General features: G+C 51.8%; 23 protein-coding genes, 1 pseudogene and 1 riboswitch. Of the genes and pseudogenes, 19 read left to right on the top strand and 5 right to left on the bottom strand.

Going from position 1 to position 23205, the window contains the following annotated elements; translation table 11 throughout:
* Positions 1-32 precede the first annotated feature (32 nt).
* From NST37_RS16890 to NST37_RS16860, 7 genes are all read left to right on the top strand, one after another.
* Positions 33-527, top strand: a complete 495-nt coding sequence (locus NST37_RS16890; protein ID WP_331280858.1) for a GNAT family N-acetyltransferase — start codon at positions 33-35, stop codon at positions 525-527.
* Between the two features lie 160 nt (positions 528-687).
* A complete protein-coding gene (locus NST37_RS16885; RefSeq protein ID WP_172920801.1) occupies positions 688-1077 on the top strand; it encodes a VOC family protein in 390 nt (129 codons plus the stop codon).
* 77 nt (positions 1078-1154) lie between these two features.
* Positions 1155-1628 (top strand): immunoglobulin-like domain-containing protein, encoded by a 474-nt coding sequence (locus NST37_RS16880; protein ID WP_003386416.1) that lies wholly within the window; start codon positions 1155-1157, stop codon positions 1626-1628.
* 110 nt (positions 1629-1738) lie between these two features.
* Positions 1739-2383, top strand: coding sequence for a pyridoxamine 5'-phosphate oxidase family protein (locus NST37_RS16875; protein ID WP_339185579.1), 645 nt, complete (start codon positions 1739-1741; stop codon positions 2381-2383).
* Between the two features lie 306 nt (positions 2384-2689).
* Positions 2690-3250 carry a DUF1697 domain-containing protein gene (locus NST37_RS16870; RefSeq protein ID WP_339185578.1) on the top strand — a complete coding sequence of 187 codons (561 nt, stop codon included), beginning with the start codon at positions 2690-2692 and terminating at the stop codon, positions 3248-3250.
* Between the two features lie 4 nt (positions 3251-3254).
* The gene (locus NST37_RS16865) at positions 3255-3938 is read left to right on the top strand and encodes a hypothetical protein (RefSeq protein ID WP_024985625.1); all 684 of its coding nucleotides are present in this window, start codon (positions 3255-3257) and stop codon (positions 3936-3938) included.
* 366 nt (positions 3939-4304) lie between these two features.
* A complete protein-coding gene (locus tag NST37_RS16860; protein WP_003386412.1) occupies positions 4305-5717 on the top strand; it encodes a diguanylate cyclase in 1413 nt (470 codons plus the stop codon).
* Positions 5718-5882: 165 nt separating this feature from the next.
* Here NST37_RS16860 and NST37_RS16855 read toward each other — a convergent pair.
* Positions 5883-6257, bottom strand: a pseudogene (locus NST37_RS16855) (hypothetical protein); the annotation flags it as partial.
* Between the two features lie 253 nt (positions 6258-6510).
* Here NST37_RS16855 and NST37_RS16850 point away from each other — a divergent pair.
* Together NST37_RS16850 and NST37_RS16845 are read left to right on the top strand one after the other, a co-directional pair.
* Positions 6511-7134 carry a YhbD family protein gene (locus NST37_RS16850; RefSeq protein WP_003386409.1) on the top strand — a complete coding sequence of 208 codons (624 nt, stop codon included), beginning with the start codon at positions 6511-6513 and terminating at the stop codon, positions 7132-7134.
* Between the two features lie 15 nt (positions 7135-7149).
* Entirely contained in the window at positions 7150-7878 is a 729-nt protein-coding gene (locus NST37_RS16845; protein ID WP_003386408.1) for a polymer-forming cytoskeletal protein, read from the top strand.
* Between the two features lie 217 nt (positions 7879-8095).
* On the opposite strand, the gene NST37_RS16840 is transcribed toward NST37_RS16845, so the two are convergent.
* Positions 8096-8989 carry a sugar phosphate isomerase/epimerase gene (locus NST37_RS16840; protein ID WP_339166311.1) on the bottom strand — a complete coding sequence of 298 codons (894 nt, stop codon included), beginning with the start codon at positions 8987-8989 and terminating at the stop codon, positions 8096-8098.
* 305 nt (positions 8990-9294) lie between these two features.
* Here NST37_RS16840 and NST37_RS16835 point away from each other — a divergent pair, with 305 nt between their 5' ends.
* The 8 genes from NST37_RS16835 to NST37_RS16800 all read left to right on the top strand — a co-directional run bounded on the left by NST37_RS16835 (position 9295) and on the right by NST37_RS16800 (position 17401).
* Positions 9295-10650, top strand: coding sequence for a DUF455 family protein (locus NST37_RS16835; RefSeq protein WP_339166309.1), 1356 nt, complete (start codon positions 9295-9297; stop codon positions 10648-10650).
* Positions 10651-10687: 37 nt separating this feature from the next.
* Complete coding sequence (deoC, locus tag NST37_RS16830) at positions 10688-11374, top strand: deoxyribose-phosphate aldolase (protein WP_003386405.1); 687 nt, start codon at positions 10688-10690, stop codon at positions 11372-11374.
* A gap of 199 nt (positions 11375-11573) precedes the next feature.
* Positions 11574-12515, top strand: coding sequence for a ribokinase (rbsK, locus tag NST37_RS16825; protein ID WP_327956041.1), 942 nt, complete (start codon positions 11574-11576; stop codon positions 12513-12515).
* Positions 12516-12576: 61 nt separating this feature from the next.
* Positions 12577-14091: a sugar ABC transporter ATP-binding protein gene (locus tag NST37_RS16820; protein WP_339185577.1), complete on the top strand. Its 1515-nt coding sequence runs from the start codon at positions 12577-12579 to the stop codon at positions 14089-14091.
* Positions 14088-15068, top strand: coding sequence for a ribose ABC transporter permease (locus tag NST37_RS16815; protein WP_024985618.1), 981 nt, complete (start codon positions 14088-14090; stop codon positions 15066-15068). Before NST37_RS16820 ends, NST37_RS16815 begins: the two co-directional genes overlap by 4 nt.
* Positions 15069-15107: 39 nt before the next feature.
* A complete protein-coding gene (locus NST37_RS16810; protein ID WP_172920474.1) occupies positions 15108-16094 on the top strand; it encodes a substrate-binding domain-containing protein in 987 nt (328 codons plus the stop codon).
* Between the two features lie 23 nt (positions 16095-16117).
* Positions 16118-16573 (top strand): D-ribose pyranase, encoded by a 456-nt coding sequence (gene rbsD / locus NST37_RS16805; protein ID WP_024985617.1) that lies wholly within the window; start codon positions 16118-16120, stop codon positions 16571-16573.
* Between the two features lie 93 nt (positions 16574-16666).
* Positions 16667-17401, top strand: coding sequence for a GntR family transcriptional regulator (locus NST37_RS16800; protein WP_003386397.1), 735 nt, complete (start codon positions 16667-16669; stop codon positions 17399-17401).
* A 454-nt stretch (positions 17402-17855) separates the two neighbouring features.
* Here NST37_RS16800 and NST37_RS16795 read toward each other — a convergent pair whose 3' ends face one another.
* The gene (locus tag NST37_RS16795) at positions 17856-18191 is read right to left on the bottom strand and encodes an antibiotic biosynthesis monooxygenase (RefSeq protein ID WP_003386395.1); all 336 of its coding nucleotides are present in this window, start codon (positions 18189-18191) and stop codon (positions 17856-17858) included.
* Positions 18192-18386: 195 nt separating this feature from the next.
* On the opposite strand from NST37_RS16795, the gene NST37_RS16790 reads away from it, so the two are divergent.
* Positions 18387-18839, top strand: a complete 453-nt coding sequence (locus NST37_RS16790; protein WP_024985614.1) for an SRPBCC domain-containing protein — start codon at positions 18387-18389, stop codon at positions 18837-18839.
* Between the two features lie 248 nt (positions 18840-19087).
* Here NST37_RS16790 and thiC read toward each other — a convergent pair whose 3' ends face one another.
* Together thiC and NST37_RS16780 are read right to left on the bottom strand one after the other, a co-directional pair.
* The gene (gene thiC / locus NST37_RS16785) at positions 19088-20884 is read right to left on the bottom strand and encodes a phosphomethylpyrimidine synthase ThiC (protein ID WP_339185576.1); all 1797 of its coding nucleotides are present in this window, start codon (positions 20882-20884) and stop codon (positions 19088-19090) included.
* Between the two features lie 154 nt (positions 20885-21038).
* A riboswitch (TPP riboswitch) is annotated at positions 21039-21150 on the bottom strand.
* A gap of 1 nt (position 21151) precedes the next feature.
* Positions 21152-21739, bottom strand: a complete 588-nt coding sequence (locus NST37_RS16780) for a hypothetical protein (RefSeq protein ID WP_327956043.1) — start codon at positions 21737-21739, stop codon at positions 21152-21154.
* Positions 21740-21978: 239 nt separating this feature from the next.
* Here NST37_RS16780 and NST37_RS16775 point away from each other — a divergent pair, with 239 nt between their 5' ends.
* Complete coding sequence (locus NST37_RS16775; protein WP_251237736.1) at positions 21979-23202, top strand: SufS family cysteine desulfurase; 1224 nt, start codon at positions 21979-21981, stop codon at positions 23200-23202.
* Positions 23203-23205: the final 3 nt, after the last annotated feature.

The raw sequence follows: 23205 nt of genomic DNA, 5'->3' as shown, positions 1-23205 counted from the left end.
TTCATCAAAATGGAAATGCTAATAAAGGAAAAATGTTGCAACGGACATACTTTCTAAAAGGAGTCTCCATGATCACCAAAATCAATTTCACCGAAACCGATACCGTCCAAAAGCTCTTCGACCTGCAAAAAGCCGCATACCAGGTAGAAGCCGAACTGATCAATTTTTTTGAAATCCCCCCGTTGAAAGAATCATTTCAAGAGTTCCAGCAGTGCGGCGAGGAATTCTTGGGTTATTTTATCGATAACAAACTTGCAGGCGCCATTTCCTATACCATAGAAAATGAAGAACTGACGATCTGCAGAATGGTTGTGCATCCGGCTCATTTCAGAAAGGGAATTGCCCAAAAGCTGTTGGTGGCGATGGAATTGCAGAATGCAAATTGTTCTGCTTTTAAAGTAGCGACCGGCAGAGAAAATACCCCTGCCAAAAATCTGTACGAAAAAAATCATTATCAATGGAAGCGGGATGTTGAGGTCGCACCTGATGTTTATATCAGCTTTTTTGAAAAAGCAGGAAAGAACTAAGGGCTGGATGGCCTGAGCCTGTATCTGCAACGCGCTGCCATGTTTGTCTGAAAGTCAAGGCACTATTGGATGGCAGGACGATAGATTCCAGAGAAAGCGAATGGTAAAAATGGTATGACGAGTATATACAAGCTGTCGGGTATGTAAGGGAGGAATATGTTTGATCTATGAAATGACGGTTCAAGTTCGTGTTCCAGATATAAAAGAAGGACAAAAGTGGTATCAAACACTGCTCAAAAAGGAACCCGACTTCATCCCTCACGAAGGATTCGCAGAATGGGAGCTTATTCCCGGATGTTGGCTGCAGGTGGCGGAAGGTGCTCCCGCTGATGGCAGCGGACCTATTCGCTTTGGCGTTGCAGATATCGAAGCGGAGCGGGACAGGCTAAGAAGGGAATTGCATATCGAGAGCTTGGAAATCTGTTCGAGAAAAGAAGTTCCTGTAAAATGGGGGACTTTTTCCGACCCCTGGGGAAATCGGCTGGGGTTCTTTGAATACTTGAATGAGACAGAGAAAAAGGAACGCATAAAAGCTATTTTAGGAAAATAAAAAAATCTGCTCACAGGTCCCAATAAAATGGAAACGCTCCAGCAGCGCCTCCGTCTTTTAAAGAAGGGGGGAAAAACATGCTTAAAAAGATTTTTTTGATAGCCGCTGTTGCCTTGGCTGTAATGCTCGTGGCCGCCTGTTCTTCGGAAAAGACAAAACCGTTGACAACCCTGTCGAGCTACGGAGAAATATCCAATCAGGCGAGCACAGAAGAAGCCAAGGTGGAAATGAATACAGAACAACCCAGCTACTCCGCTTCCATTGACAAGGTGACGTTGAAAATCAAAAACGACGGTCCTACTACGTTGACATTTGGGACGCCTTTTACGCTTGAGAAACGGGAGCAAGGAAAATGGTACGTGGTCCCAATGCGCTCCGATATCGCGTTTACGTCCATTGGTCTTCTTGTCGAGCCGGGAGAAACGCGCGAGGACCAAATTAGCATGAGTGACCTTGACTATACCTTGACCAAGGGAGAATACCGGGTTATCAAAAGCTTTTCCGCAAATGAAAAGGAAATCATTGTGGCTGCCCGTTTTGAAATCGAGTAGCTTCGCGGCAACAAAGGCATGGGATGAGCCGCAATACCCTCGGGCGCAATGGCAGAAACACAGGAAGTGTAGTACGATGGGAGGATATTCCACAGGGAAAAGGTGATAAAATGAGCGCCGTATTTCGTGATGTGATCTCCACCGAACAACAATTTATGAAAGAGCTTCGCGAGCCTTTGGGAAATCCGAGCTCACTTGCGGCAAACAAAGTGGTTCACGCTCTTGACCGCCATTGCCGCGAGTTTATATCCAAGTCCCCCTTCCTGGCGATGGCTACCTCCGATGCAAACGGCCATTGCGACGTGTCGCCGCGTGGCGATGCACCCGGATTTGTCCTCGTGCTGGATGACCATCATCTGTTTATTCCCGAACGCCCGGGCAACCGCCGGATGGATTCCATTCAAAATATTGTTGCAAATCCCCACGTCGGCCTTCTATTCTTCATTCCCGGACTGGGGGAAACGCTGCGGATAAACGGTAAAGCGGTTGTTTGCCGCGATCCGGAATTGCTTGAAAAAACCGCTGTAAGCGGCCGGACTCCCATGTATGGCATCGGGGTTGAGGTGGAAGAGGTGTACGCGCACTGTGCAAAAGCCTTCATCCGCTCCGGTCTGTGGAATCCGGATTCGTGGTTGGCCAAGGAGCTGCTGCCTTCCGTCCCGAAAATGCTGGCAGATCACTCGAAAACCCCAAACTCTACGGCAGAAGAGGTAGCAAGCCAACTGCAAGACAGCTATAAGAACCGGCTTTACTAATGGCTGGGTACTGTGTCATAAAGGTGTGCCTTCATTCACCATTTTTTGAATGGTAGCAGCAGTTCTATAGGTTGCATGCCTCATCGAGATTCGGTGAGGCTTTTTTGCGTTCGTAGACGCATGGCCTGTCGATTGAAAGAAATGGTGAGCGAACTCCTGAAAATGGAATCGGCAATTGCGTATCCAGATACGCCCATGATACCCTTTTAGGATAATGTTGCGACAATGGAAACTTCCAAATCGGTGCATCGCTTTAGAGCATCAAATGGAGTGTTCACACTATGCCTGGAGAGGGTCGTGGGATCGATGGCCATTTATATCGCGCTTTTGCGAGGGATTAACGTAGGCGGCAAGAATATGATCAAGATGGCGGAGCTGAAGCGTACATTTGAAACAATGGGCCTCGGCCGCGTGCGGACGTATATCCAAAGCGGCAATGTTCTCTTCGAATCGGAAGAGGAGGAAGAACCGCTGCGCGAGCGGATTGAACAGGAGATAGCTGCAGCCCAAGGTTTGTCCGTGAGTGTCATTTTGAGGACGGCTGAGGAATTGAGACGGATTGCCGCGAGCTGTCCATTTTCGGAAGCCGCGCTGGAGAAAGCGGAGGAATCGGCAGAGGGAGAAAGCCTGTACGTAGGCTTTTTGCTCAGGGAGCCTTCACGGGAAGGGATGGAACGCTTGGCCCCCTACAAAAATGAAGACGAGCAGTATTACATTGCAGGCCGCGAGATATTCCTATTGTTTAGTCGGGGTGTTCGCAATTCCAAGCTTTCCGCGAATCTGCAGAAGCTGGATGTCCCGGTGACGGTCCGCAATTGGAATACGCTCAACAAGCTGGTCGCATTGGCAAATGAGATGGAGGCCTAGTCGGATGATGATGGACCGGGTGGATGCCGCCGTTCAAAATAATATCGCATGGTGCGGGACTGTTTGTGATACGCACGGGATTGCCCAAGCCGCTCACAGCCACGTCTGGGGAGTGCTTTCGAAGGCGCCTGCTTTTTATCCTGATATCATCTCTTCGAGCAGGAATGCAACAACTGCCGATGTACAAGCCTTCGCGGGGAGGCGAGACATTTTGAGCATTAAAGACAGCTATGCGAATCTGGACTTGTCCCCTTTTGGTTTTGACATCTTGCTTGAGGCAGAATGGATATACCGCGACTCGATTTCGGTTAGTCGACCAGCACGAGCTTCATGGCGCTTGATTGCCACCGAAAAAGACCTGATGAGCTGGACGCATGCCAATGGATTGCAAGACGTGATCAAGGCTGATCTATTGAAGCAAACAGCCGTGAAACTATTCATGCACGAAGAAAAGGGTGAAATCTCCGGTTTTATTGCAAATCTGGCTGCGGGTGTAGTAGGGATTTCCAACGTCTTTACTACGGATCATGCCAATGAAGGTCTGTGGCTGGATATTGCAAGCATAGTGTCGGCTGAATTTCCGGGAGTGCCAATGGTGGGATACGAACGAGCGGGCGACTTGTCGGCGGCTCTACTATCCGGTTTCACATCGATAGGATCGCTCCGTGTGTGGGTGAAATCATCATGAGAAGGCTTGCGTGCTGTTGTACCGTTTTTAAGTGGAAATGAACAGAAGTTTTATCCGATTGCAAACGCAGGAAACAAGCTGATAACTGCTGCATGCAAATGACGTGTGCCTCTCCCGGTACACGTTGCGGCGCTGCATGGCGGTAGTCGGACTACATGCCGTATCTTGCAAAATCGACAGTCGTGCGGGTAGAGGTTGACCGTTAAGGGGGTTAACCTCTTTTTTCGTAGAATGCATAATACCGGTATGAAAAAAGAGCGGTTTAGCCGATATAATCTAGGAGTGCCGAAATACCCCCGGCACAGGCATTCAAAACATCCGTCTCTATGCTAACTAACAACACGAATAACAGGAGTGATCGACCACGTGAAGGAAGGACTTGCCCTGACTTTAAAAAATATAGCCATTCTTTTATTTTATGCAGCATACACGCTTGTAAAGCTCTTTTACTTTCAGATACTGCCCTACGCTTTGCATTTTTTGATCGACATCACGGCGCTCTCGATGACGTATATTGTGGTCCAGCCCACCTGGATCAAAACATTTCGCAGACTCCGCAAATGGGTGACGTACGCGATCACGGGCATAGCGATGGTTATTTGCGGCCTGTGGACAATCGAGCATTACTACCTGTTTGGCTCCCAGCTCGGGATTGAGCTGTACTACATCCCGATTGTCCTTGCCACCTTGTTTTTGTCGACGACAGCCGGACTGATCGTCACCGGAATATCCAATCTCATTTTGCTGCTGGTAAAAATTCTCGTAGGCAGCTTTCAGGCTGACTACCTCATCGAGATGTGCCTGAACATCCTGTTCACGGGATTGCTCGTTTATTTGATTCGAACTGTCGTGAATCTGCGGGACCAGGTGGCCAACAAGCAGCATGTGCTGCTGCAGAATTCCCGCGATCTGGTGATCGGGATCAACCGGGAAGGCATTATTGATGTTTGCAACGCAAGCATGCTGCAGTTTCTCGGGGTAGGGAAGGCAGATGTTACTCAGCAGTATTTTTGGGAAGTGGAAGAAAAGCTGGGTGCCGAGGAAAACCAGGCGGTGGAGGCGATCTTTTCGCTCTTGTACACGGAAAAAACGGCAGGATGCAGGGAGTTGGAGATTGTCAAAGGCGGGAATTCATACACGTTCAGCGTCAATACGTATCATTTCAAGGACGATGGCTTTATTAACGGAAGGATTCTCGTATTGTCCGATCTGACAGAGAGAAAAGAAATGGAGCGGGAGCTGGAGAAGAAGGCGACGGAGGACAAGCTTACAGGGCTGCACAATCGCGGGTATTTTGAGGCGAAATTCAAGGAAGAAAAGCTTCGCTCCGAGAGGTATCACCACCAGCTTTCGCTTATCTTGATCGACCTTGATCACTTCAAGCGGATTAATGATCAGTATGGGCATCTCGCGGGGGATGCGGTTCTGCGAGAGACAGCCCGGTTCATCCGTTCCCACGTACGCGAAACGGATTGTACGGCCCGCTATGGGGGAGAAGAGTTTGTCATTCTTTTGCCGGAAACAGGAGAAGAGGAGGCAATGGAAGTAGCGCAGCGGATTCACCAAGGGCTGGCCGATCGAATCATCTGCCACGAAGAGAAAGAAATTCGGGTAAGCGCATCGCTGGGAGTGGTGACGAGCGAAAGCAGCTTTGATCTGTCCGAGCTTTTGGGGCTTGCTGACAAAGCCCTTTACCAGTCGAAAAAAAACGGACGCAACCAAATCACCTCCGCAAACAGTTTACGGGAAAAGGAACAGTATTTGGAGCCAGAAAGGTGAATGAGGAAATGTGGAACCAGGAATTCATCGCCTTTCCAATCCGCCGATGAACAAATGAATTGTGGAATTGATTCAGCGCAGCATGGAAAGACAGCGATGGGGGGACCTCGGCAGCAAAAGCTCGCGGGGTCTTTTTTTTGTTCCATTCTCCCTATTTTGCAATGCTTACTTCTTCCTGCTTTTCGCACGGCCTTCCTTTTGCCGGCTATTCATTCCCCTGTTCAGAGCCCGTCCGGTCGTTCCGCCGCCAACAGCTTGCTGCTGCTTCGTAGAGCTTTGGATAGCCGCATTCGTTCCGCATGTACTGTCTTTTCCACTGCCGCTGGCCACCTGCGTAGCTGCTGCAGCCATGCTTTTCTTGTTGCGGCGCTTGGCGACCTGATTGTTGATCACGATGACGAGACCCTCGTTGTCCCGTTTCTTCTTTCGCTTTTTGCTAGGTTCAGACTGTTTTCCTCTCATTCCGAGATTTCGCGCGCGACCGTCCGCTCCGACACTTTCCTGTTGCTGGGTATTGGAAGAGTCGATCGCGGCGTTGTTTCGTTCGTTTCACCGATGGGATCAGTCCTTTTTTGGTGAAGTTTGTATACAAAATGCGGCTGAATCAGAAAAAGTGTGGGACAAATGGCAGGATCGCCAGAAAATGCGCGAGAGTCCTGTTGATAGGAGGACGGAGAACAAAGCAAAAACGAGAACAATGAGTCAAAGGAAGGAAGGCACAAAACACGGGGATAAAAGACCGCATTTACAACGTAACAATGTTATGTTACATTATCTTCAGGAGGTGTTCCAAATGGAACCAGGACTAATCTCCAAAAAAGAGCTGCTGGAGCTGACAGGCATTTCATACGGACAGCTCTATAGATGGAAACGAAAACAACTGATCCCGGAGGAGTGGTTCATCCGCAAGTCCACGTTTACGGGCCAAGAGACGTTTTTCCCCAAAGACAAGATATTGATTCGGATCGACAAAATCTTGAATATGAAAGAGGATTTGTCCCTGGACGAACTGGCGGATATGTTTTCGCCCAATGCAGCAGAGCTGTCATTGACGAAAGAGGATTTGATAAAACGAAACATTGTTACAGAGGTTTCGCTGAATTTTTATCTGGAACAAACAGGAGACAGCAGTCCGTTTCCTTTTGAACGGATTCTGCAGTTGTTTGTACTGGATAAAATGCTGAAAACCGGCGAAATGAGCCTGGATGAAGGGAAGATGCTGCTTCAGATTTTTCAGGATCACTCTGCCAGCCTGGAAGGCAAAAAATTCGACCTGATGTTTGTGCGAAAGCTGGGGATATCCACTTTTTTGCTGATCGAAAGCGACAGTCGCGTATATCTTGAAAGAAACACAAAAATCGTGCAGCGGCTAAACCTGAATAGCTGCATAGAAGAACTAAAACTACAGATTGGGTAACGGAGGTTGGCAACGATGGATAATCAACAGCGTAGCAGTATCAATATCAATGGGGCAGGAACGGCGACTGGAGGCTCCGTCGACGAAGTGAAAATAAACGGATCGGGTACGATAACAAGCGATCTGGACTGTGCTTCATTCTTTTGCAACGGGACTTCCGACGTCCGCGGAAATGTAAAGGCTGAGCGGATCAAAGTGAATGGCACAGCCTCTTTTCAGGGGAATGTAAACGCCGGAAAGGTAAAGGTATATGGCACCTGCGATATTGAGGGCAATTTGACGAGCGGTGAAGTGCTGGTGAGCGGCTCTTGCGGCATCAAGGGGACGGTGTCCGGGGAGAGCATTGAGATACAAGGTTCGGTTTCGATTGCCCATGACTGTGAGGCGGAGTCTTTTCGAGGACTGGGCAGTTTTTCGGTTGACGGGCTGCTGAATGCGGGAACAATCGACATCGAGCTGTACGGAAAGGCGCGCGCCAAGGAAATTGGCGGCGAGAAAATAACGGTCAAACAAGGGAGAAGGTTTGGCATCGGCAAGCTGATCAGATCCTTTTTCGCTGGGGCCCATGAACTGCACGCAGGTACCATCGAAGGAGACGAAATCTATCTGGAATATACGCGAGCCAAAGTCGTCAGAGGAAAAAATGTTGTGATCGGAGAAGGCTGCGAGATCGATGAGGTGGAGTATACAAGCGACCTCAAAATTTCGCAAGACGCGAAGGTGCGAGGCCACAAAAAGATTTGACGCAAGCTGCCTCTCTTTGCGATTTTGCCGGTATTTTTTCCGTCGGGAACGATCGATAGGGGCGCATTTTCCACAATTTGGACCATAAAAGGAAAGGCAGCTTCGCCGATAATAGAAGTAAGGAATGACAATTCCTCGTAAAATTGTTCTGGGGATCAAAGACAGCCAAACTGTGCAGAGGCTGTCTATTTTTTTGCCCGGAAGTGGGCCCGTTCCATTACGAACGGGCCTGCTGCACTTCCCGCCAGGCCTTTTCCGCCAATTCTTTCAATACCAGCGATTGCTGCCAGCGGTCCGAGATTTCTTCCGCGGGCGTAGCGAGGTATCCGTTCAGGGCAATCGCATAGGGGACAGGCCCTAGTTCACAGACGAAAGGAAGCACATCTCCCTGCCTTGCTTCATCCAGCCAGCAAGCCATGCCCTGCTTCCACCATTGCATATAGTGCTCCGTCATCGGATGCTCGCCGCCAGGTCCGATGTCTGCTTGTATTTGCTGGCCGTTGGATACTCTGCCGTGGATGCAGGAAGTCCGCTTCAGCAATTTCTGAAAGCACGCTTCCGCCTGAGGATGGGGAACAAGCATCTCGCCAGCCAGGACGTAATGAGACAGATCGATGGTAAGGCGAAGGTCAGGCAATGCTTCCGCATACTCGACCGTTCGCAGCAAATCCTGTGTAATCCGTCCGCGGTGCGTTTCCACAAAAACAGGAATCCCATGGTTTTTGCCTTCGCGGATGATGCCCTTGAGCCGGTTGATCGCTTTTTCGCCTACGACGAAGGAATCCTTGACTTGCGCATTTACGTAGCTGACGCCAAACTGTTTAGCCTTGCGCAGAAACGCCGCAAATTCTTCCGGCTCCTCCGGGAAAGCTTCGACGCCGAATTGCAGGTTGTAATGGTCGAGCAAGCTGCGCCAGAGGCCTGCTTCTTCAGGGGCAGGCAGTCTCCCCATAATGCCGCCGTAGCCTGCTTCCGCAATTTTCGCAAGCTTTTTTGCGAGGGGCCACTCGCCGTTTTCATCGCCGATCCCGCGCATAGCCCACCATGACTGGTGAACCTCCAGGCGAGGAGGAAGATGGTGAGGCCCGCACATACTTTGTAAGAAGTTCATGTACATTCTCCTTCGGTAGAAATGGATTTTCCAGAGACAATGTGGTAAGAGAGACAAAAAAACAGAATAGGAAAAGAAACTGACTACTTGGAAAAATGGGATTGACATCCGGCGGAAAAACCTTTACGTTTTTATTAGACGTCCATAGAGGTATATATTCCAACATGAACATATCATAATCTGAAACTCGCATTCTTTCAAGTGAATAATCGATCGAAAATAGATGTTCATGGATTTACTGGAAGGATGTACCGACAATGACGCCAGCAACGTTCTATGTGAGACGACAAGGAGGAGAAAAGCGGATGACACAAACGTATCTGCCGGGATCTGAGCGGGGCAAGTACATGCGTTACGACACGGCTGTAATCCTGAAGCGATTTTACCTTTGCGAAAAAGAGCTGGTCGTAGGCGAGGCAGGCTGGATTCCTGGCATTCCTTACTTTGACATGAAAACGCTTCTGCCCAAAATATTGTGGGAAGACGCGATGACTGCAAATGCGCTGCGGGAACGAGTGTTTGAACTGCGTTTCCCAAGCCGGATTCTTGAAGTGGGCGAGGACCAGCAGCTGATCGACCTTATCCGGAAGGCACGCTCGGCACCGAATGCGCTAGCCTTCCTGTCTTCGCTGGCACATGTCTTCAAACCGGCGCTTCTCCAGGCTTACCAAACCTATCTCCGCTTGGCCGATCATATCGGTGATGGACCGACCTACCGCTTCATGAATCTCGCTGTGGAAGAAAAACAAAGGCAGATTCGGGAGATCAGTCTGTTGCTCGAAAGAGAGTCGGCTCGTGCCGATCATACGGATCGAGTCCTCGCCGAACAGTGGACAAATGAGATCCAGGAGCGCTTGCAGGCGATGGGCGGAATCGGCCTTGATGCGCCAGTGGCAGAGGCTGAGCAAAAAGAGACAGCTTTGGGAAATCAGCCCGCAGCAGCCGGCGAGTCCGCCGAAGCGCTCTCTCATGCGATCCCCTTTGCCCCGATGGAAGTGCCCGCCAGAGATGGCCGCTTTATTCATGTGCGCTTCTACTGGCCGGACAATGTGGACCCGTCGTTTCCTTACGGAGAAGGCTTCCGGCTACAGCTTCGGAGCGCCGTCAGCCATCTGAACGAGATTTGGGCGGTGGAAAATGCGGGACATGTCCTCTACTCGTTTGCCGGGGAGCTGGGATGGGAATTTATCTATGACGCCGCGCGCTGGGTCTACGACGAGAGCAGACATTGCCGGATGGGCTATGAGCGGCTCCGATCATGGGGATTTGAGGAAGCGGAACTGCCGCTTGGCACGTACATTTACGACAGCTGCAAAGGACAGGACCCGATCTACCGGCTCGGCATGCTGTTTTACTTTGAATCGAAGAACATCGGGAAAAAGCTGGACAGAATCAAAAATTTCGAATCAATGAATGACCGCACCAGCCAGCACGACATGGACTTCGACTGGGCCGATGAGACGATCCACACGAGCTATGGAAAGACGTGGCTGTCTGCGGCACTGAAAAAGCGGGGGCAGGACCCGGATGATTATACGGAGATCAAGGAAATGTGCGAAAGCATCGTCAAGCGTACGGTGGAAACGGCTACAGCCGAAGAAATTGAGAAAATCACGGAGATAGCCAACAGGATGATCGCAAAAGGTAAGGCTGCCCAGTAGGAAGGATCGCTATCCAAACATAGAGGAGTTGAAGAAAATGGCTACATTTACGGTAGAGCAAGTTGCCGCAAAAATTCAGCATACGCTGGTAACCCCCAATGCTTCGGAGGCAGATATCAAACGAGTTTGCGAAGAATGCCTGACCTACGGATTTGACGGGGCGATGATTCAGCCGGTGTGGATTCCCCTCGCCAAAAAACTGCTTGCGGGCAGCAAAGTAAAGGTATGTACGGCATTTGGCTACCCGATGGGCGGAGCTACCACTTTTACAAAGGTGGCAGAGGCGCGCGACGTGATTGCTGCCGGAGCAGATGAGTTTGACTTCATGCCGAACTACGGATTGTTCAAAAGCGGGCGTTACGACGAGTTCGCTCAGGAAATCGCGGCTGTCGTCAAAGCGGCCGAGGGCAGAGTGGTCAAAATCATGCTCGAATTCGGGATGCTGGATGAGGAAGAAAAAATAAAAGCCGCTACGTTGGCCAAGGAAGCGGGCGTCACCTACTTGAAAAATTCCAGCGGCTGGGGACAGGGCGGCCATGCCACGGTGGAAGACATCCAATTGCTTCGCCGCATCGCCGGCACACAGACACGGGTAAAAGCGTCCGGCGGGATTCGCACCTTTGAGGATGCCGTAAAAATACTGAACGCAGGCGCGGAGTTGATCGGGACCAGCGGAAGCGTGAAAATCGTCACGGGACAGGGAGAAGCAAGCACGGTTTATTAAAGCGAGGCCGTCTGCCCTGTCGATTGGTCAATGCCGACATAGCCATCCTATGGCAGGGAGCAGGGCTTCTCCCAAACTGTAATTTCAGACTCTTTCGATCATTATTTATTTTGACAAAACAGAAAACAGATGTATATCATGGTTTATAGACGTCAATATACGTTTATTACCTTTACTCTGATGCCAAAGGAGAAGAGAGATGGAGACACAAGGGCAAAAGCATATCGTCGTCATCGGCAGCTACAATGTCGGGTTTATCTGCAGCACGCCGCGAATGCCCGTTTGGGGAGAAACGATATTGGGCAGCGGATTCTCTGTTTGTGACGGAGGGAAAGGCTCCAATCAATCCGTTGCGGCAGCAAAATTGGGAGGCTCTGTTTCTTTTATCGGCTGTGTCGGGGATGATCCGTATGGGAAATCCGGCGTCGCCATGCTGCGAGAAGCGGGGGTCAATGTGGATGAGGTCTCCTTCTCACAGGCTGCCCCGACAGGTGTGGGCTTCGTCTTCCTGAATCAGCATGGAGAAAATTGCATCGTCGTCGATCCGGGAGCAAACCACCTGCTTTTGCCCGAGGAATTGGAGACGAAAGCGTCCATCCGCCGCGCCGATATTCTCGTATTCCAACTGGAAAATCACTTGGATACGATCCGCAAAGGCATGGAGCTCGGCCGCAAGTGGGGGAAAACGGTGATCCTCAACCCGGCTCCGGCAACGCCGGATTTGGACGATTTGCTCGCGCTGTCCAGCATCGTCACTCCGAATGAATCGGAGCTTTTGATCCTGCACGGCCTCGATCCTGCTGCCGAGCTGACGGACGTGGAGTGTGAGCGTTTGGCCCGGCTGCTTTTGGAAAAAGGCCCGGAAGCGGTCATTGTCACCCGAGGGGAGAAGGGTGCGATGGCTGTGACAGCAGATGAGGTCGCATCGATTCCGGCTCCGAAGGTAACCGTGGCAGATACGACCGGAGCAGGCGATTCCTTTACAGGGGCATTGGCTGTCGCCTTGTCGGAAGGCAAGCCGCTTGCGGAAGCCGTGCGGTTTGCTTGCTGCGTCGGCGCCTACTGTGTGACCAAGGAAGACGTCATACCTGCGCTCCCCACGAGGGAACAACTGAATGATTTCATCAAGACGTTTGAATAAATGCCATTTTTGAAAACGCTTTAAATGGAAGCGGGATTGAAAGGCGAGAGGAGGGAGCCAGATGCCGGCACTGCTGAGTCTGCAGAAAATCGAAAAAAGCTTTGGAAGCAACCAGATTTTGCACCAGGTAGACTTTCACCTGCAAAAGGGACAGGTTCACGCCCTTCTCGGGGCCAATGGAGCCGGAAAATCCACGTTGATGAAAATCATTGCCGGGGAGTACACCAAGGATGCGGGAACCATCCGGATCGAAGGCGAGGAGGTGCACATCCTGAGTCCAGGTCACGCCAAACGCCAGGGGATCAGCGTCATTCATCAGGAACTGAGTCTCGTGCCGGAATTTACGGTTGCAGAAAATGTGTACCTCGGCAAAGAGCCGGCACAAGGACCGGGATCATTTCTTCTGTCTCGGAGCGAAGCCGCTAGGAAGACGAGAGCGCTGCTCGACAAGTACCAGATTGAGCTTGATCCGCACCGCAAAGTCAAAGACCTCTCGATCGGGCAGCAGCAGGTGGTCGAAATCTTGAAGGCGATCTCGGAGGACTCCCGTGTCCTGGTCATGGATGAGCCGACAGCGACCTTGACCGCAGCGGAGACCAATCAGCTCTTTGAAGTGATCCACTCCCTCAAGTCAAAAGGGATCGGGATTATCTACATCTCGCATCGCCTCGATGAAATCCAGCAAATTTGCGACTGGGTCACGATCCTCAAAGACGGCAGAAAAACAGCCGAGGGGCCGATCGCGGAGTTCGGCAATGAGCGGATCATCGAATGCATGGTAGGCAGACAGATGGATCATTACTATCCGAACACGAAGCACAACCCGGGCGAAGTCGTTCTCAAACTGCAGCATATACGGAAAAACGGAGTCCTGCGCAATGTCTCCGCCACCTTCCGAAAGGGAGAAATCGTCGGGATATTCGGACTCTTGGGAGCCGGACAGTCAGAGCTGATGCGGATTATTTTCGGCGCAGACCGGGCAGATGGGGGACAGCTAATTTGCAAAGGCCAGGCGGTCCAAATCGATTCACCGCGTACCGCGATGAGCCACGGAATCGCGCTGGTGACCGAAAACAGAAAAGAAGAGGGCCTGGTGCTGGAGCTCGGATCGGATCAGAACATGACGCTGACCAGCATGGAGCAATTCTCCGGCTACGGGCTTCGCAACCTCGGAAAAATCAAGGAGATCGCAAAAGAGTACGTGGGGAAATTGAACATCAAGCTGCACGCCCTGCATCATCCGGTCAAGCATTTGAGCGGGGGAAACCAGCAGAAAGTGATTCTCGGCAAATGGCTGCTTACCTCCCCGGACATTATTCTTTTGAGCGAACCGACGAGGGGAATCGACATCGGGGCAAGGTCGGAGATCTACCACTTGCTCGACCGGCTGGCACATGAGGAAAAAGCGATCGTGATCGCGTCGAGTGATGTGGATGAAATCCTTGGACTGTGTGATCGGGTCTTGATCATGTTCCGGGGAGAAATCATCGCAGAGGTAGATCAGGCCGATGCCAGCATCGAACTCCTCATGGAATATGCGTCTGGAGCCCGGCAAACAACGGGGGTGGGGGGATGAACATGATCAATAGCACAAATCCGGTTGCAAGCAAACCGGCGGTAAACAGGCTCAGTCTGATTCAGCAATACGGCATGTTTTTTATCCTGATTCTCGTGGCAGCGATCTTCACGATGCTGACACCAAACTTTTTGACGCCGTCCAACCTGATCAACATTTTAAGACAGGTATCGGTAATCGGCATTGTGGCAGCCGGTCAAACGCTCGTCATCATCACGTCGGGAATTGATTTGTCCGTAGGCAGCATCGTCGGCCTGTCGGGAGCGGTTTCGGCGGGAGTTACGCTTGCCACAGGAAATGCGTTTCTGGGAATTGCCGCCGGGCTGTTGACGGGGATGGTATTCGGGGTGGCAAACGGTCTGTTGATCTCCCGCCTGAAACTGACGCCCTTCATCGTAACATTGGCCTCGATGACGATGCTGTCCGGTTTTACCCTGATCTATACGGGCGGAAATCCGATTTTGGTGACAAACCCGGTCTACAAATTCATCGGGCAAGGCTATGTAGGTCCGATCCCGTTTCCTGTCGTCGTTCTTTTGCTGGTCTACGCCATTCTTTACTTCGTCCTAAAGCGAACGGTTCACGGCCAGTATATTTACGCCATCGGCGGCAATGAAAAAGCTTCCTTGCTCGCGGGGGTGCGGGTAAACCTGCACAAAACGATTGTGTACGGAACATCGGGATTGCTGGCAGGTCTGGCCTCCGTCATCCTGACAGCGCGTTTGTCATCGGCGACACCTGTCGCGGGAACGGGGTATGAGCTGGACGCCATCGCCGCGGTCATCCTGGGCGGAACGAGTCTGTTCGGCGGCAAAGGAAGCGTGGTCGGGACACTGATCGGGGTCCTGCTGCTCGGGATACTGACGAGCGGAATGAACCTGATCAACGTCTCTCCGTTTTACCAAAATGTGGCAAAGGGGTTGATCGTCCTGTTGGCAGTCATCATCGACCGGATGATCAACAAAGAAAAACAATAGCTCACAGAAAATGGCCAATAAATTGAGGGGGGAATTTTCATGAAAAAATGGATGTTTTCACTGGTAGCAGCGATGCTGATGCTGACAGTTTCGGCGTGTGGTTCGTCCGGTACAACTGGCGCTCCGGCCACGGGATCGGGCGGCTCTGCGCAAGGCGGCAGTGCGGGCGAGGGCAAGATCAAAATCGGCTATGCGATCAACACTTTGAACAACCCGTTTTTTGTCGCCGTAAAAAATGGAGCGGAAAAAGAAGCGGAAAAGCTGGGCGTAGAGCTCGTGGTGGTCAATGCAAACGACGACCTGGCCACACAGCTGCAAGGCGTAGAGGATTTGATCCAGCAAAAGATCGACGTCCTCATCCTCGATCCGGTGGACAGCAAAGGGACCATACCAGCCGCAGAAGCAGCGAATAAAGCCGGGATCAAGGTGATCACCACGGGACGCGAGCTGGAAGGCGCCGAAGTCGTCACGCATCTGGGCTATGACGAGGTCAGGCATGGCATCGTCGCAGGCGAATTCATGAGCAAGCAGCTGGGCGGCAAGGGAAATGTCGTGGAGCTGCAAGGCATCATGGGCACAAACGTGGCACAGGATCGCAGCAAAGGCTTCCAGGAGGGTGTAGCGACATCGCCGGACATCAAGATTGTCGCATCGCAGTCGGCCGACTTTGATCGGGCCAAAGCCATGACGGTCATGGAAAACATCCTTCAGGCCAATCCAGAGATAAACGGCGTCTATGCGGCAAACGACGAAATGGCGCTCGGTGCGGTACAGGCGATCAAAGCGGCAAACCGCACAGGCATCATCGTCGTATCCAATGACGGTACAGCCGATGCTCTTCAGGCGATTAAAGACGGCGACATTGCCGGGACGATGGCCATTTATCCGAACCAGTACGGACAAAAGGCAGTCCAGATCGCCAAGAAAGTAGCCGGCGGCGAATCCGTGGAAAAGAAACTGGAGCTCCCCTCTATTTTCGTAAGCAAGGATAACGTAGAAGAAGCGATCAAGGAATCTCAAAACTAATTGGAAACGAGGAGCGAAGAACAATGAAAAAAGGTACAATCCTGAACCGTGAGCTGAATGAAGCGATTGCCTCGATGGGTCACACTGATTATATGATCGTCTGTGATGCCGGTTTTCCGATCCCAAATGGCGTAAAGCGCATTGATTTGGCGCTGAAAAAGGATGTGCCCGATCTGGAAACGGTTCTCTCCCTGATCGCCGGAGATTTCATCGCAGAAAACATCTACGTAGCCGAGGAGGTCGAAACGAACAATGCGCCTCTGTACAACAAGCTCAAGGCGATGTTCCCCGGCGTAGAAATCGGCACGATGGAGCATCAAAAAATATTGAGCGAGATGGCTTATAAAGCGAAGGTGATCGTCCGTACAGGTGCATTCGATCCATGGGGCAACGTCATCCTGCAATCCGGGGTGAGCGTTCCGCAGTGGTTTGACAAGCCCGGCATCGTTGTTCCCGATTATTACAAAGACAAAATGTAAGGTGTGCAAACCTGGCAAGCTGGGGGTTGTCTTGAAAAAACAGCGGGATAAAAGTATAGTAAATGAGAATAAGTTGGATAAAGGGTGAACCCAGTGATCGAAAAAACAGGTCCGGAACCGATTTATATTCAAGCGAAAAATTGGATTCGGGGAAAAATTGCCAGCGGCGAGTGGAAGGCAAAGGAGAAGCTGCCGTCGGAATCGGATCTCGCAGCCACATTGGGAATCAGCCGGGGTACCATCAAACAAGCGATCAAGCAGTTAATCACAGAAGGCATTCTCGTCCAGATACACGGGAAGGGAACCTTTGTCGTAGGCGAGCAAATGGAGTATCCGTTGGCGGAGAGACTGATTTCCATCGCCGAAACCATGATCGAAAGTCACAAAGACTTTACGACCAGGCTGCTCGGACTGGAGACCTCCCCAGCCGATCAAACCGTAAGCCGGTTTTTGGAGTTGGACCCATCCGGACAGGTTTATCATCTAAAGCGGCTGCGTTTTATCGAAGACACGCCGGTTGTCTTTTTGGAGAACTTTTTGCCGAAACAACTCTTCCCCGGCTTCGAGCAGAACAACTTTGAGGAGAAGACGTTGTTTTCCATAATCGAAGATCGCTACAAACTGAGAATCTCCTGGGGAAAACGCTCATTTTTGGGAAAAGGCGCTGACGAGAAGATCGCGGAAATGCTGCAGATCGACAAAGGAACGCCGATTACGTTCCTGGAGCAGACCATTTACACCGAGGACAATGTACCGATCGAGTATTCCAAAGTATGGCTGCGAAACGATCAGATCAAGCTGACCTCCATTCTGAAAAGAACGCAGTAAGTATGAACGGCTTGCTTCAGAGGAAGCGAGAAAATGCTCTCATCACGAATGTCAGCCAATTCAAGACCGACACAAAGCAAAGCCGTCGTCGATTCGTTGCAGGACACCATGCTGACGAGCAAAAAGAGCAAAAAGCAAAAAACGCTTCAAAAGAAAGCAAGACATATGTTTGCAAAGAGAAGCTGGAGGCTGACGTCAAAAGCCTCCAGTTTTTTATGCGGCCAACCTTTGATTAAGCATCCTTTAGTCCGCTGCTTTTGGATGCGGTTCTGCTTTTGGATGCGGTTCTGCTTTTGGACGAGGTTCCGCTTTTGGGGCGAAGCCGGCCAGTCTACATCCGAGAGGTGTCCCACCGTACCTGATTGCTTTCTTCTATTTTCATCTCCACTGCCAAAAGCCTGAACGACTGCAAACAAAAAAACGCGGAAAATGGCTCCGCGTCCGAATCTTCATCTTACAGCTCATTCAACGAATACTCTCTTTCTACTCTGCAAATCCTCGTCACGTACTGCTCATACCATACCTGTTTCCCTTTTTCCTGCGCCACCAGATGGTCCTCGTTCTGCTTCCAGTTGCGAATATCCTCCAGCGACTGCCAGTACGAGATCGTCACTCCGAATCCGTCCGCATCGCGCGTGCTTTCCACGCCGAGAAAGCCCGGCTGGGCAAATACCAGCTTCTCCATCATTGCGGCCATCTCTTCGTACCCCGTATTATCCGTTTGTGTCCGTTGACTGGTGAAGATCACAGCATAGTAAGGCGGCTTCGGCGTCTTTGCAAATGGCCCCATTTTACCCCCACTCCCTCAACTGGTATCTGTTAACAAGTATAGCACCCGCCTTTTTTTCTGTAACCTATTTCTCCACTGACAGCGATTGTCAGGGATGAGTGGATATACTCGAAAAAGCTCCGGGTATCAGATCTCTATGGGGCGGAAACCTTTTTGCCATACAAAACACTAACGATACGAGGGGGACTTTCAAAGATGAAACCAACCGACTTGCACTACGAATTTTACGTATTGGCAACACCAGAGCAGGTGTGGGACACGCTCGTCTCGCCAGATGGGGTAAAAGCCATTTACGGGGGCTGTGTGATCGAGTCAACGTTCCGTGAAGGAGACCCGATCCGCTATATCGGCCCGGGCGCAGACGGAGATAAAACCATCCACGTCTACGGCGTCATTTTGCAGTGCGAGCAGGCCAAGACGCTCAGCTTTACCCACTTTGTCGGCGATTCCTACCACCCCGGCCAGGAACGGTACGAATCGCGCATCATCTATCGGCTCGAACCGGCCGGCGCGTCCACAAAGCTGACCCTGACCCATGACCGTTGGCATGAGAATGATCCGTCATACGATAACAGCGCGAAGGCATGGTGGATGATCCTCAGCAGCACGAAGACACTGATCGAAACAAGAAGGCCGCTGGCATTTTAAAAGTCGGTTTCGCCATCGGAAACAGTGCTGTAACCCAGCGCCGCAGTCGCTCCTTTAATAATAAAGACTTTCCGTCCACTGGCATTTTCGGCACATGCGGGAAAGCGGGGTCTCTAGAAAATCGTGATCACATGCTTTTTGGGCAGTCCCAAGCTGCGTGCGGAGTGCGGCTAAAGCCGACTCCAACCGCTTGATTTCAGCACGCAGCTGGCCGGGATCACGCAGTTTTCCCATATCGGCATCCCGCTTCATTTCCTGTCCGTCCCTTTGTACAGTTGTCCTCCCTGCTCGCGGAATTCCCTGGCTTTTTCCTGCAGCCCCTCGTCGATAGCCGCATGGACCGAAAGCTGGTTGTCTCGGGCGTAGGCGCGAATATCCTGGGTGATTTTCATGCTGCAAAATTTGGGGCCGCACATTGAGCAAAAATGGGCAGATTTTGCCCCTTCGGCAGGGAGAGTCTCGTCGTGATACTCGCGTGCCCGCTCAGGGTCAAGCGAGAGGTTGAACTGATCGTTCCAGCGGAATTCAAACCGCGCCTTGGAAAGCGCGTCGTCCCGAAGCTTGGCTCGCGGATGTCCTTTTGCCAGATCAGCGGCATGGGCGGCGATTTTGTAGGCGATCAGGCCGTTGCGCACGTCCTCCTTGTTTGGCAGGCCGAGATGTTCCTTCGGGGTGACGTAGCAGAGCATCGCGGTGCCAAACCAGCCGATCATCGCGGCGCCGATAGCGGACGTGATGTGATCGTAGCCGGGAGCGATATCGGTCGTGAGCGGGCCCAGCGTGTAGAATGGCGCTTCGTGGCAAAGCTCAAGCTGCTTATCCATATTCTCTTTGATCTGGTGCATCGGCACGTGTCCGGGACCTTCGATCATCACCTGCACATCATGCTTCCAGGCGATCTTGGTCAATTCCCCAAGCGTCTCCAATTCGGCGAACTGGGCTTCGTCGTTCGCATCGTCGATGGACCCCGGCCTCAGTCCGTCACCGAGCGAGACGGAAATGTCGTATGCCTTCAGGATTTCGCAAATCTCTTCAAAATGCGTGTACAGGAAGTTTTCCTGATGGTGGGCCAGGCACCAGGCCGCCATGATGGAGCCGCCGCGGGAGACGATTCCGGTGACGCGATTAGCGGTCAGCGGGATATAGCGGAGCAGCACCCCTGCGTGGATCGTAAAGTAATCCACTCCCTGCTCGGCCTGTTCGATCAACGTATCCCGGTAGATCTCCCAAGTCAGCTCCTCGGCTTTGCCATTTACTTTTTCCAACGCCTGATAAATCGGGACGGTCCCGATCGGCACGGGGCTGTTGCGGATAATCCACTCCCGGGTCGTGTGAATGTGTTTTCCGGTGGAAAGGTCCATGATGGTGTCGGCTCCCCAGCGGGTGGCCCACATCATTTTTTCCACTTCTTCACCGATGGACGAGGTGACCGCCGATGTCCCGATGTTCGCGTTTACCTTCACGTGAAAATGACGACCGATAATCATCGGCTCCAATTCCGGATGGTTGATGTTGGCCGGCAGGATCGCGCGGCCGCTGGCGATCTCGGCTCTGACGAATTCCGGCGAAACTCCTTCGCGGATGGCGACGAATTCCATTTCCGGCGTGATGATGCCGCGGCGGGCGTAGTGGAGCTGTGTGACGACGCTGCCTTTTTTGGCCCGAAGCGGCTTGCGGTCATTTCGGGGGAAAACAGGTACTGCTTCAAGCTGCTCGGCGCTTTTGAAGCCGTTATCGACAGGCTGCACCGGGCGTCCCGCGTAGGATTCCGTATCGTCTCTTTCAGCAATCCAGCTTTTCCGCAGGGAAGGCAGTCCTTTTTGAATGTCGGCAATGTAGTCGGACGCCGTATACTCGCCGCTGGTGTCATAGACGCGGACGGGCGGGTTGGGAATTTCTCCGTACATGCCCTGGGATGGCGAAAGCTGGATTTCCCGCATCGGGACGCGAAGATCAGGCCTGCTGCCGACCTGGTACACTTTGCGGCTGCCAGGGAAAGGCTGTACAGCCGTCAGGTTGAGGGAAGATGCGTGTGGAATGGACATGAAAAAAACCTCCTTGTCATGGTTGCACGCGGCATGAACCCTGATGGAGGCGGAAGAAGACGCGTCTGCATGACAAAAACAAAACGCCGCAAAAAAACTTGCGACGCCAGACGCGAGAGCAGACAGGAAAGGGACGCAAGCATACGCAGTCCTCTCCGGTCTATATAAACATTCCTCCGCTGGCATTACCCAGTTCAGGTTCAACGGTCGACGACAGAGTAGCCGTCCTCTCAGCCTGGTCATCCCCAAGCTCCCGTGCATCATTGTTTAGAAATAGTTTGTTGTTTCCACCATAGCATAACTACTTTTTCCCAATTGTTCAAGAGGTTTTGTCGCAGCAGGAGGAAAGACATCGTGCAAAGCTTTGTCCAGCTTGTACCATTGGTCCATTCCCACCGAGGAGAGAATCGCGTCTCCATCCTCTTGCTTATAAGAGTCGAGATGAAACTTCGGCCCCATCGTAAACGGCTTGAGATAATGCTCTCCTTCCCGCGTTTCCACGTACATCATATACGCGTAGTCTGAAACCTTGTTGGCCGTTTCATATTCAAACTGCAAAATGAACAGCGAATCAGCCGTTCCCGTTAATTGCTCCACTTTTTCGCTGCCGGAGATCCAATCAACGACGGCAATCTGCTCGGTTTTATCCGAGTACAGGGAGAGAAGCTCCGGTTGCGCTTTGATGGAGTCTTCCCGGTAGTGATGTACCCATATGGCTTTCCCTTTTCCTGAATGAAAAAGCGATTCCAGCGCCGCTCCCGGGTGGGGCGCTTGTTGCTGTGAACACCCGCAGATGAGTGCAGATAGACAAAGGATGACGAAACGGAGCACGTGAGTTCTGGAATTCACTGCCATGATACTGCCTCCCTAACCCCGGAGTTAACCCCCGTTTTTGATGTGATGCCGCAGCGACATGCTTCCCAAAGTACGAACCCTCTCAATATAGTAAACGAAAAAGAAGAGGGAAACGTTTCAAGACAAATCCAACCATCTATAGGATAATCAAATGATTTTAATATAAATAATTGAATTGAACTATTGGTTTGCCGCGGCTATCCTTACGGGTAAATCCCGGAAAGGAAGTTGAGAGCGATATGAATCCGCATGAAGTGAAGCAATGCTTCCCGATTATGAATGTCCCGATCTACGGGAAGCGGCTTGTATATTTGGACAACGCAGCCACTGCCCAAAAACCGGTTCAGGTGATTGAGGCGCTGGAAGCATTTTATCGGATGGCAAACGCCAACGTTCACAGGGGAGTCCACTACCTGGGGGCAAAGGCGACAGACATGTACGAGGCGGCGAGAGAAAAGGTCCGTGCTTTCATCCGCGCAAGCGAAGCGGCCGAGATTGTTTTTACCCGGGGGACGACGAGCGCCTTGAATCTGATCGCCAGCGGATACGGCCGTTTGGTCCTTTGCGAAGGCGACGAGATCGTCATTTCATTGGCCGAGCATCACAGCAACCTGATCCCTTGGCAGCAGGCGGCAAAAGCGGCCGGGGCAACACTGAAATTCATTCCCTTGCAGGAAGATGGGACGATAACGCCGGAAGCTGTCCGTTCAGTGGTGACCCCACGGACTAAAATCGCAGCACTCCACCATATATCCAACGTCTTGGGAGATGTAGTACCGCTCAGAGAGATCGCCGGCATCGTCCATGCACACGGAGGAGTTTTGGTTGTCGACGGTGCGCAGGGAGCGCCTCATTCACCAGTCGATGTGGGGCAGATGGACTGCGACTTTTACGTTTTCTCCGGTCACAAAATGTGCGGTCCTACAGGAATTGGAGTTTTGTACGGGAAGCGTCCATTGCTGGAGCAATTGGTACCTGTTGAGTATGGAGGAGAGATGGTTGAGTCGGTCGATGCCGAATGGGCGTCGTGGAAAGAGCTTCCGTACCGGCTGGAAGCGGGAACCCCTTTGATTGCGGGAGCGATTGGGCTGGGGGCTGCGATTGATTTCCTCGCTCAAATCGGCATGGAGAAGATCGAACGGCATGACCGCAGGCTGGTTGGCTACGCACTGGAGCGGTTGCAGGAGCTCAAAGAATGCAAAGTGCTGGGGCCGCTGCGGCATCGGACGTCCATCCTGACGTTTCAACTGGGGGAGATCCATCCCCATGATCTGGCTACCGTGCTCGATGCAGAAGGGATCGCCATCCGTGCCGGTTACCACTGCGCGCAGCCGCTGGCGAAATGGTTTGGACAAGCGGCGACGGCACGGGCCAGCCTCTATCTCTACAACACCGAAGAAGACGTAGATGCGCTGATCCTGGGATTAAAGAAGGCGCAGGACTTGTTTCGCCGAAATAAATAAGAC

The sequence above is a fragment of the Brevibacillus sp. FSL K6-6036 genome (assembly GCF_037964015.1).
In the GTDB taxonomy this organism is placed as follows: domain Bacteria; phylum Bacillota; class Bacilli; order Brevibacillales; family Brevibacillaceae; genus Brevibacillus; species Brevibacillus borstelensis.
The sequence above is the reverse complement of the archived record's forward strand: the minus strand, read 5'-3'. Positions and strand labels throughout refer to the sequence as shown.

Excerpts from the sequence above, each read along its gene's own strand:
- NST37_RS16890 (WP_331280858.1), top strand. The coding sequence starts at position 33 with ATGTTGCAACGGACATACTTTCTAAAAGGAGTCTCCATGATCACCAAA.
- NST37_RS16880 (WP_003386416.1), top strand. The coding sequence starts at position 1,155 with ATGCTTAAAAAGATTTTTTTGATAGCCGCTGTTGCCTTGGCTGTAATG.
- NST37_RS16875 (WP_339185579.1), top strand. The coding sequence starts at position 1,739 with ATGAGCGCCGTATTTCGTGATGTGATCTCCACCGAACAACAATTTATG.
- NST37_RS16870 (WP_339185578.1), top strand. The coding sequence starts at position 2,690 with ATGGCCATTTATATCGCGCTTTTGCGAGGGATTAACGTAGGCGGCAAG.
- NST37_RS16865 (WP_024985625.1), top strand. The coding sequence starts at position 3,255 with ATGATGATGGACCGGGTGGATGCCGCCGTTCAAAATAATATCGCATGG.
- NST37_RS16850 (WP_003386409.1), top strand. The coding sequence starts at position 6,511 with ATGGAACCAGGACTAATCTCCAAAAAAGAGCTGCTGGAGCTGACAGGC.
- NST37_RS16845 (WP_003386408.1), top strand. The coding sequence starts at position 7,150 with ATGGATAATCAACAGCGTAGCAGTATCAATATCAATGGGGCAGGAACG.
- NST37_RS16840 (WP_339166311.1), bottom strand. The coding sequence starts at position 8,989 with ATGAACTTCTTACAAAGTATGTGCGGGCCTCACCATCTTCCTCCTCGC.
- NST37_RS16835 (WP_339166309.1), top strand. The coding sequence starts at position 9,295 with ATGACACAAACGTATCTGCCGGGATCTGAGCGGGGCAAGTACATGCGT.
- deoC (WP_003386405.1), top strand. The coding sequence starts at position 10,688 with ATGGCTACATTTACGGTAGAGCAAGTTGCCGCAAAAATTCAGCATACG.
- rbsK (WP_327956041.1), top strand. The coding sequence starts at position 11,574 with ATGGAGACACAAGGGCAAAAGCATATCGTCGTCATCGGCAGCTACAAT.
- NST37_RS16820 (WP_339185577.1), top strand. The coding sequence starts at position 12,577 with ATGCCGGCACTGCTGAGTCTGCAGAAAATCGAAAAAAGCTTTGGAAGC.
- NST37_RS16815 (WP_024985618.1), top strand. The coding sequence starts at position 14,088 with ATGAACATGATCAATAGCACAAATCCGGTTGCAAGCAAACCGGCGGTA.
- NST37_RS16810 (WP_172920474.1), top strand. The coding sequence starts at position 15,108 with ATGAAAAAATGGATGTTTTCACTGGTAGCAGCGATGCTGATGCTGACA.
- rbsD (WP_024985617.1), top strand. The coding sequence starts at position 16,118 with ATGAAAAAAGGTACAATCCTGAACCGTGAGCTGAATGAAGCGATTGCC.
- NST37_RS16795 (WP_003386395.1), bottom strand. The coding sequence starts at position 18,191 with ATGGGGCCATTTGCAAAGACGCCGAAGCCGCCTTACTATGCTGTGATC.
- NST37_RS16790 (WP_024985614.1), top strand. The coding sequence starts at position 18,387 with ATGAAACCAACCGACTTGCACTACGAATTTTACGTATTGGCAACACCA.
- thiC (WP_339185576.1), bottom strand. The coding sequence starts at position 20,884 with ATGTCCATTCCACACGCATCTTCCCTCAACCTGACGGCTGTACAGCCT.
- NST37_RS16780 (WP_327956043.1), bottom strand. The coding sequence starts at position 21,739 with ATGGCAGTGAATTCCAGAACTCACGTGCTCCGTTTCGTCATCCTTTGT.
- NST37_RS16775 (WP_251237736.1), top strand. The coding sequence starts at position 21,979 with ATGAATCCGCATGAAGTGAAGCAATGCTTCCCGATTATGAATGTCCCG.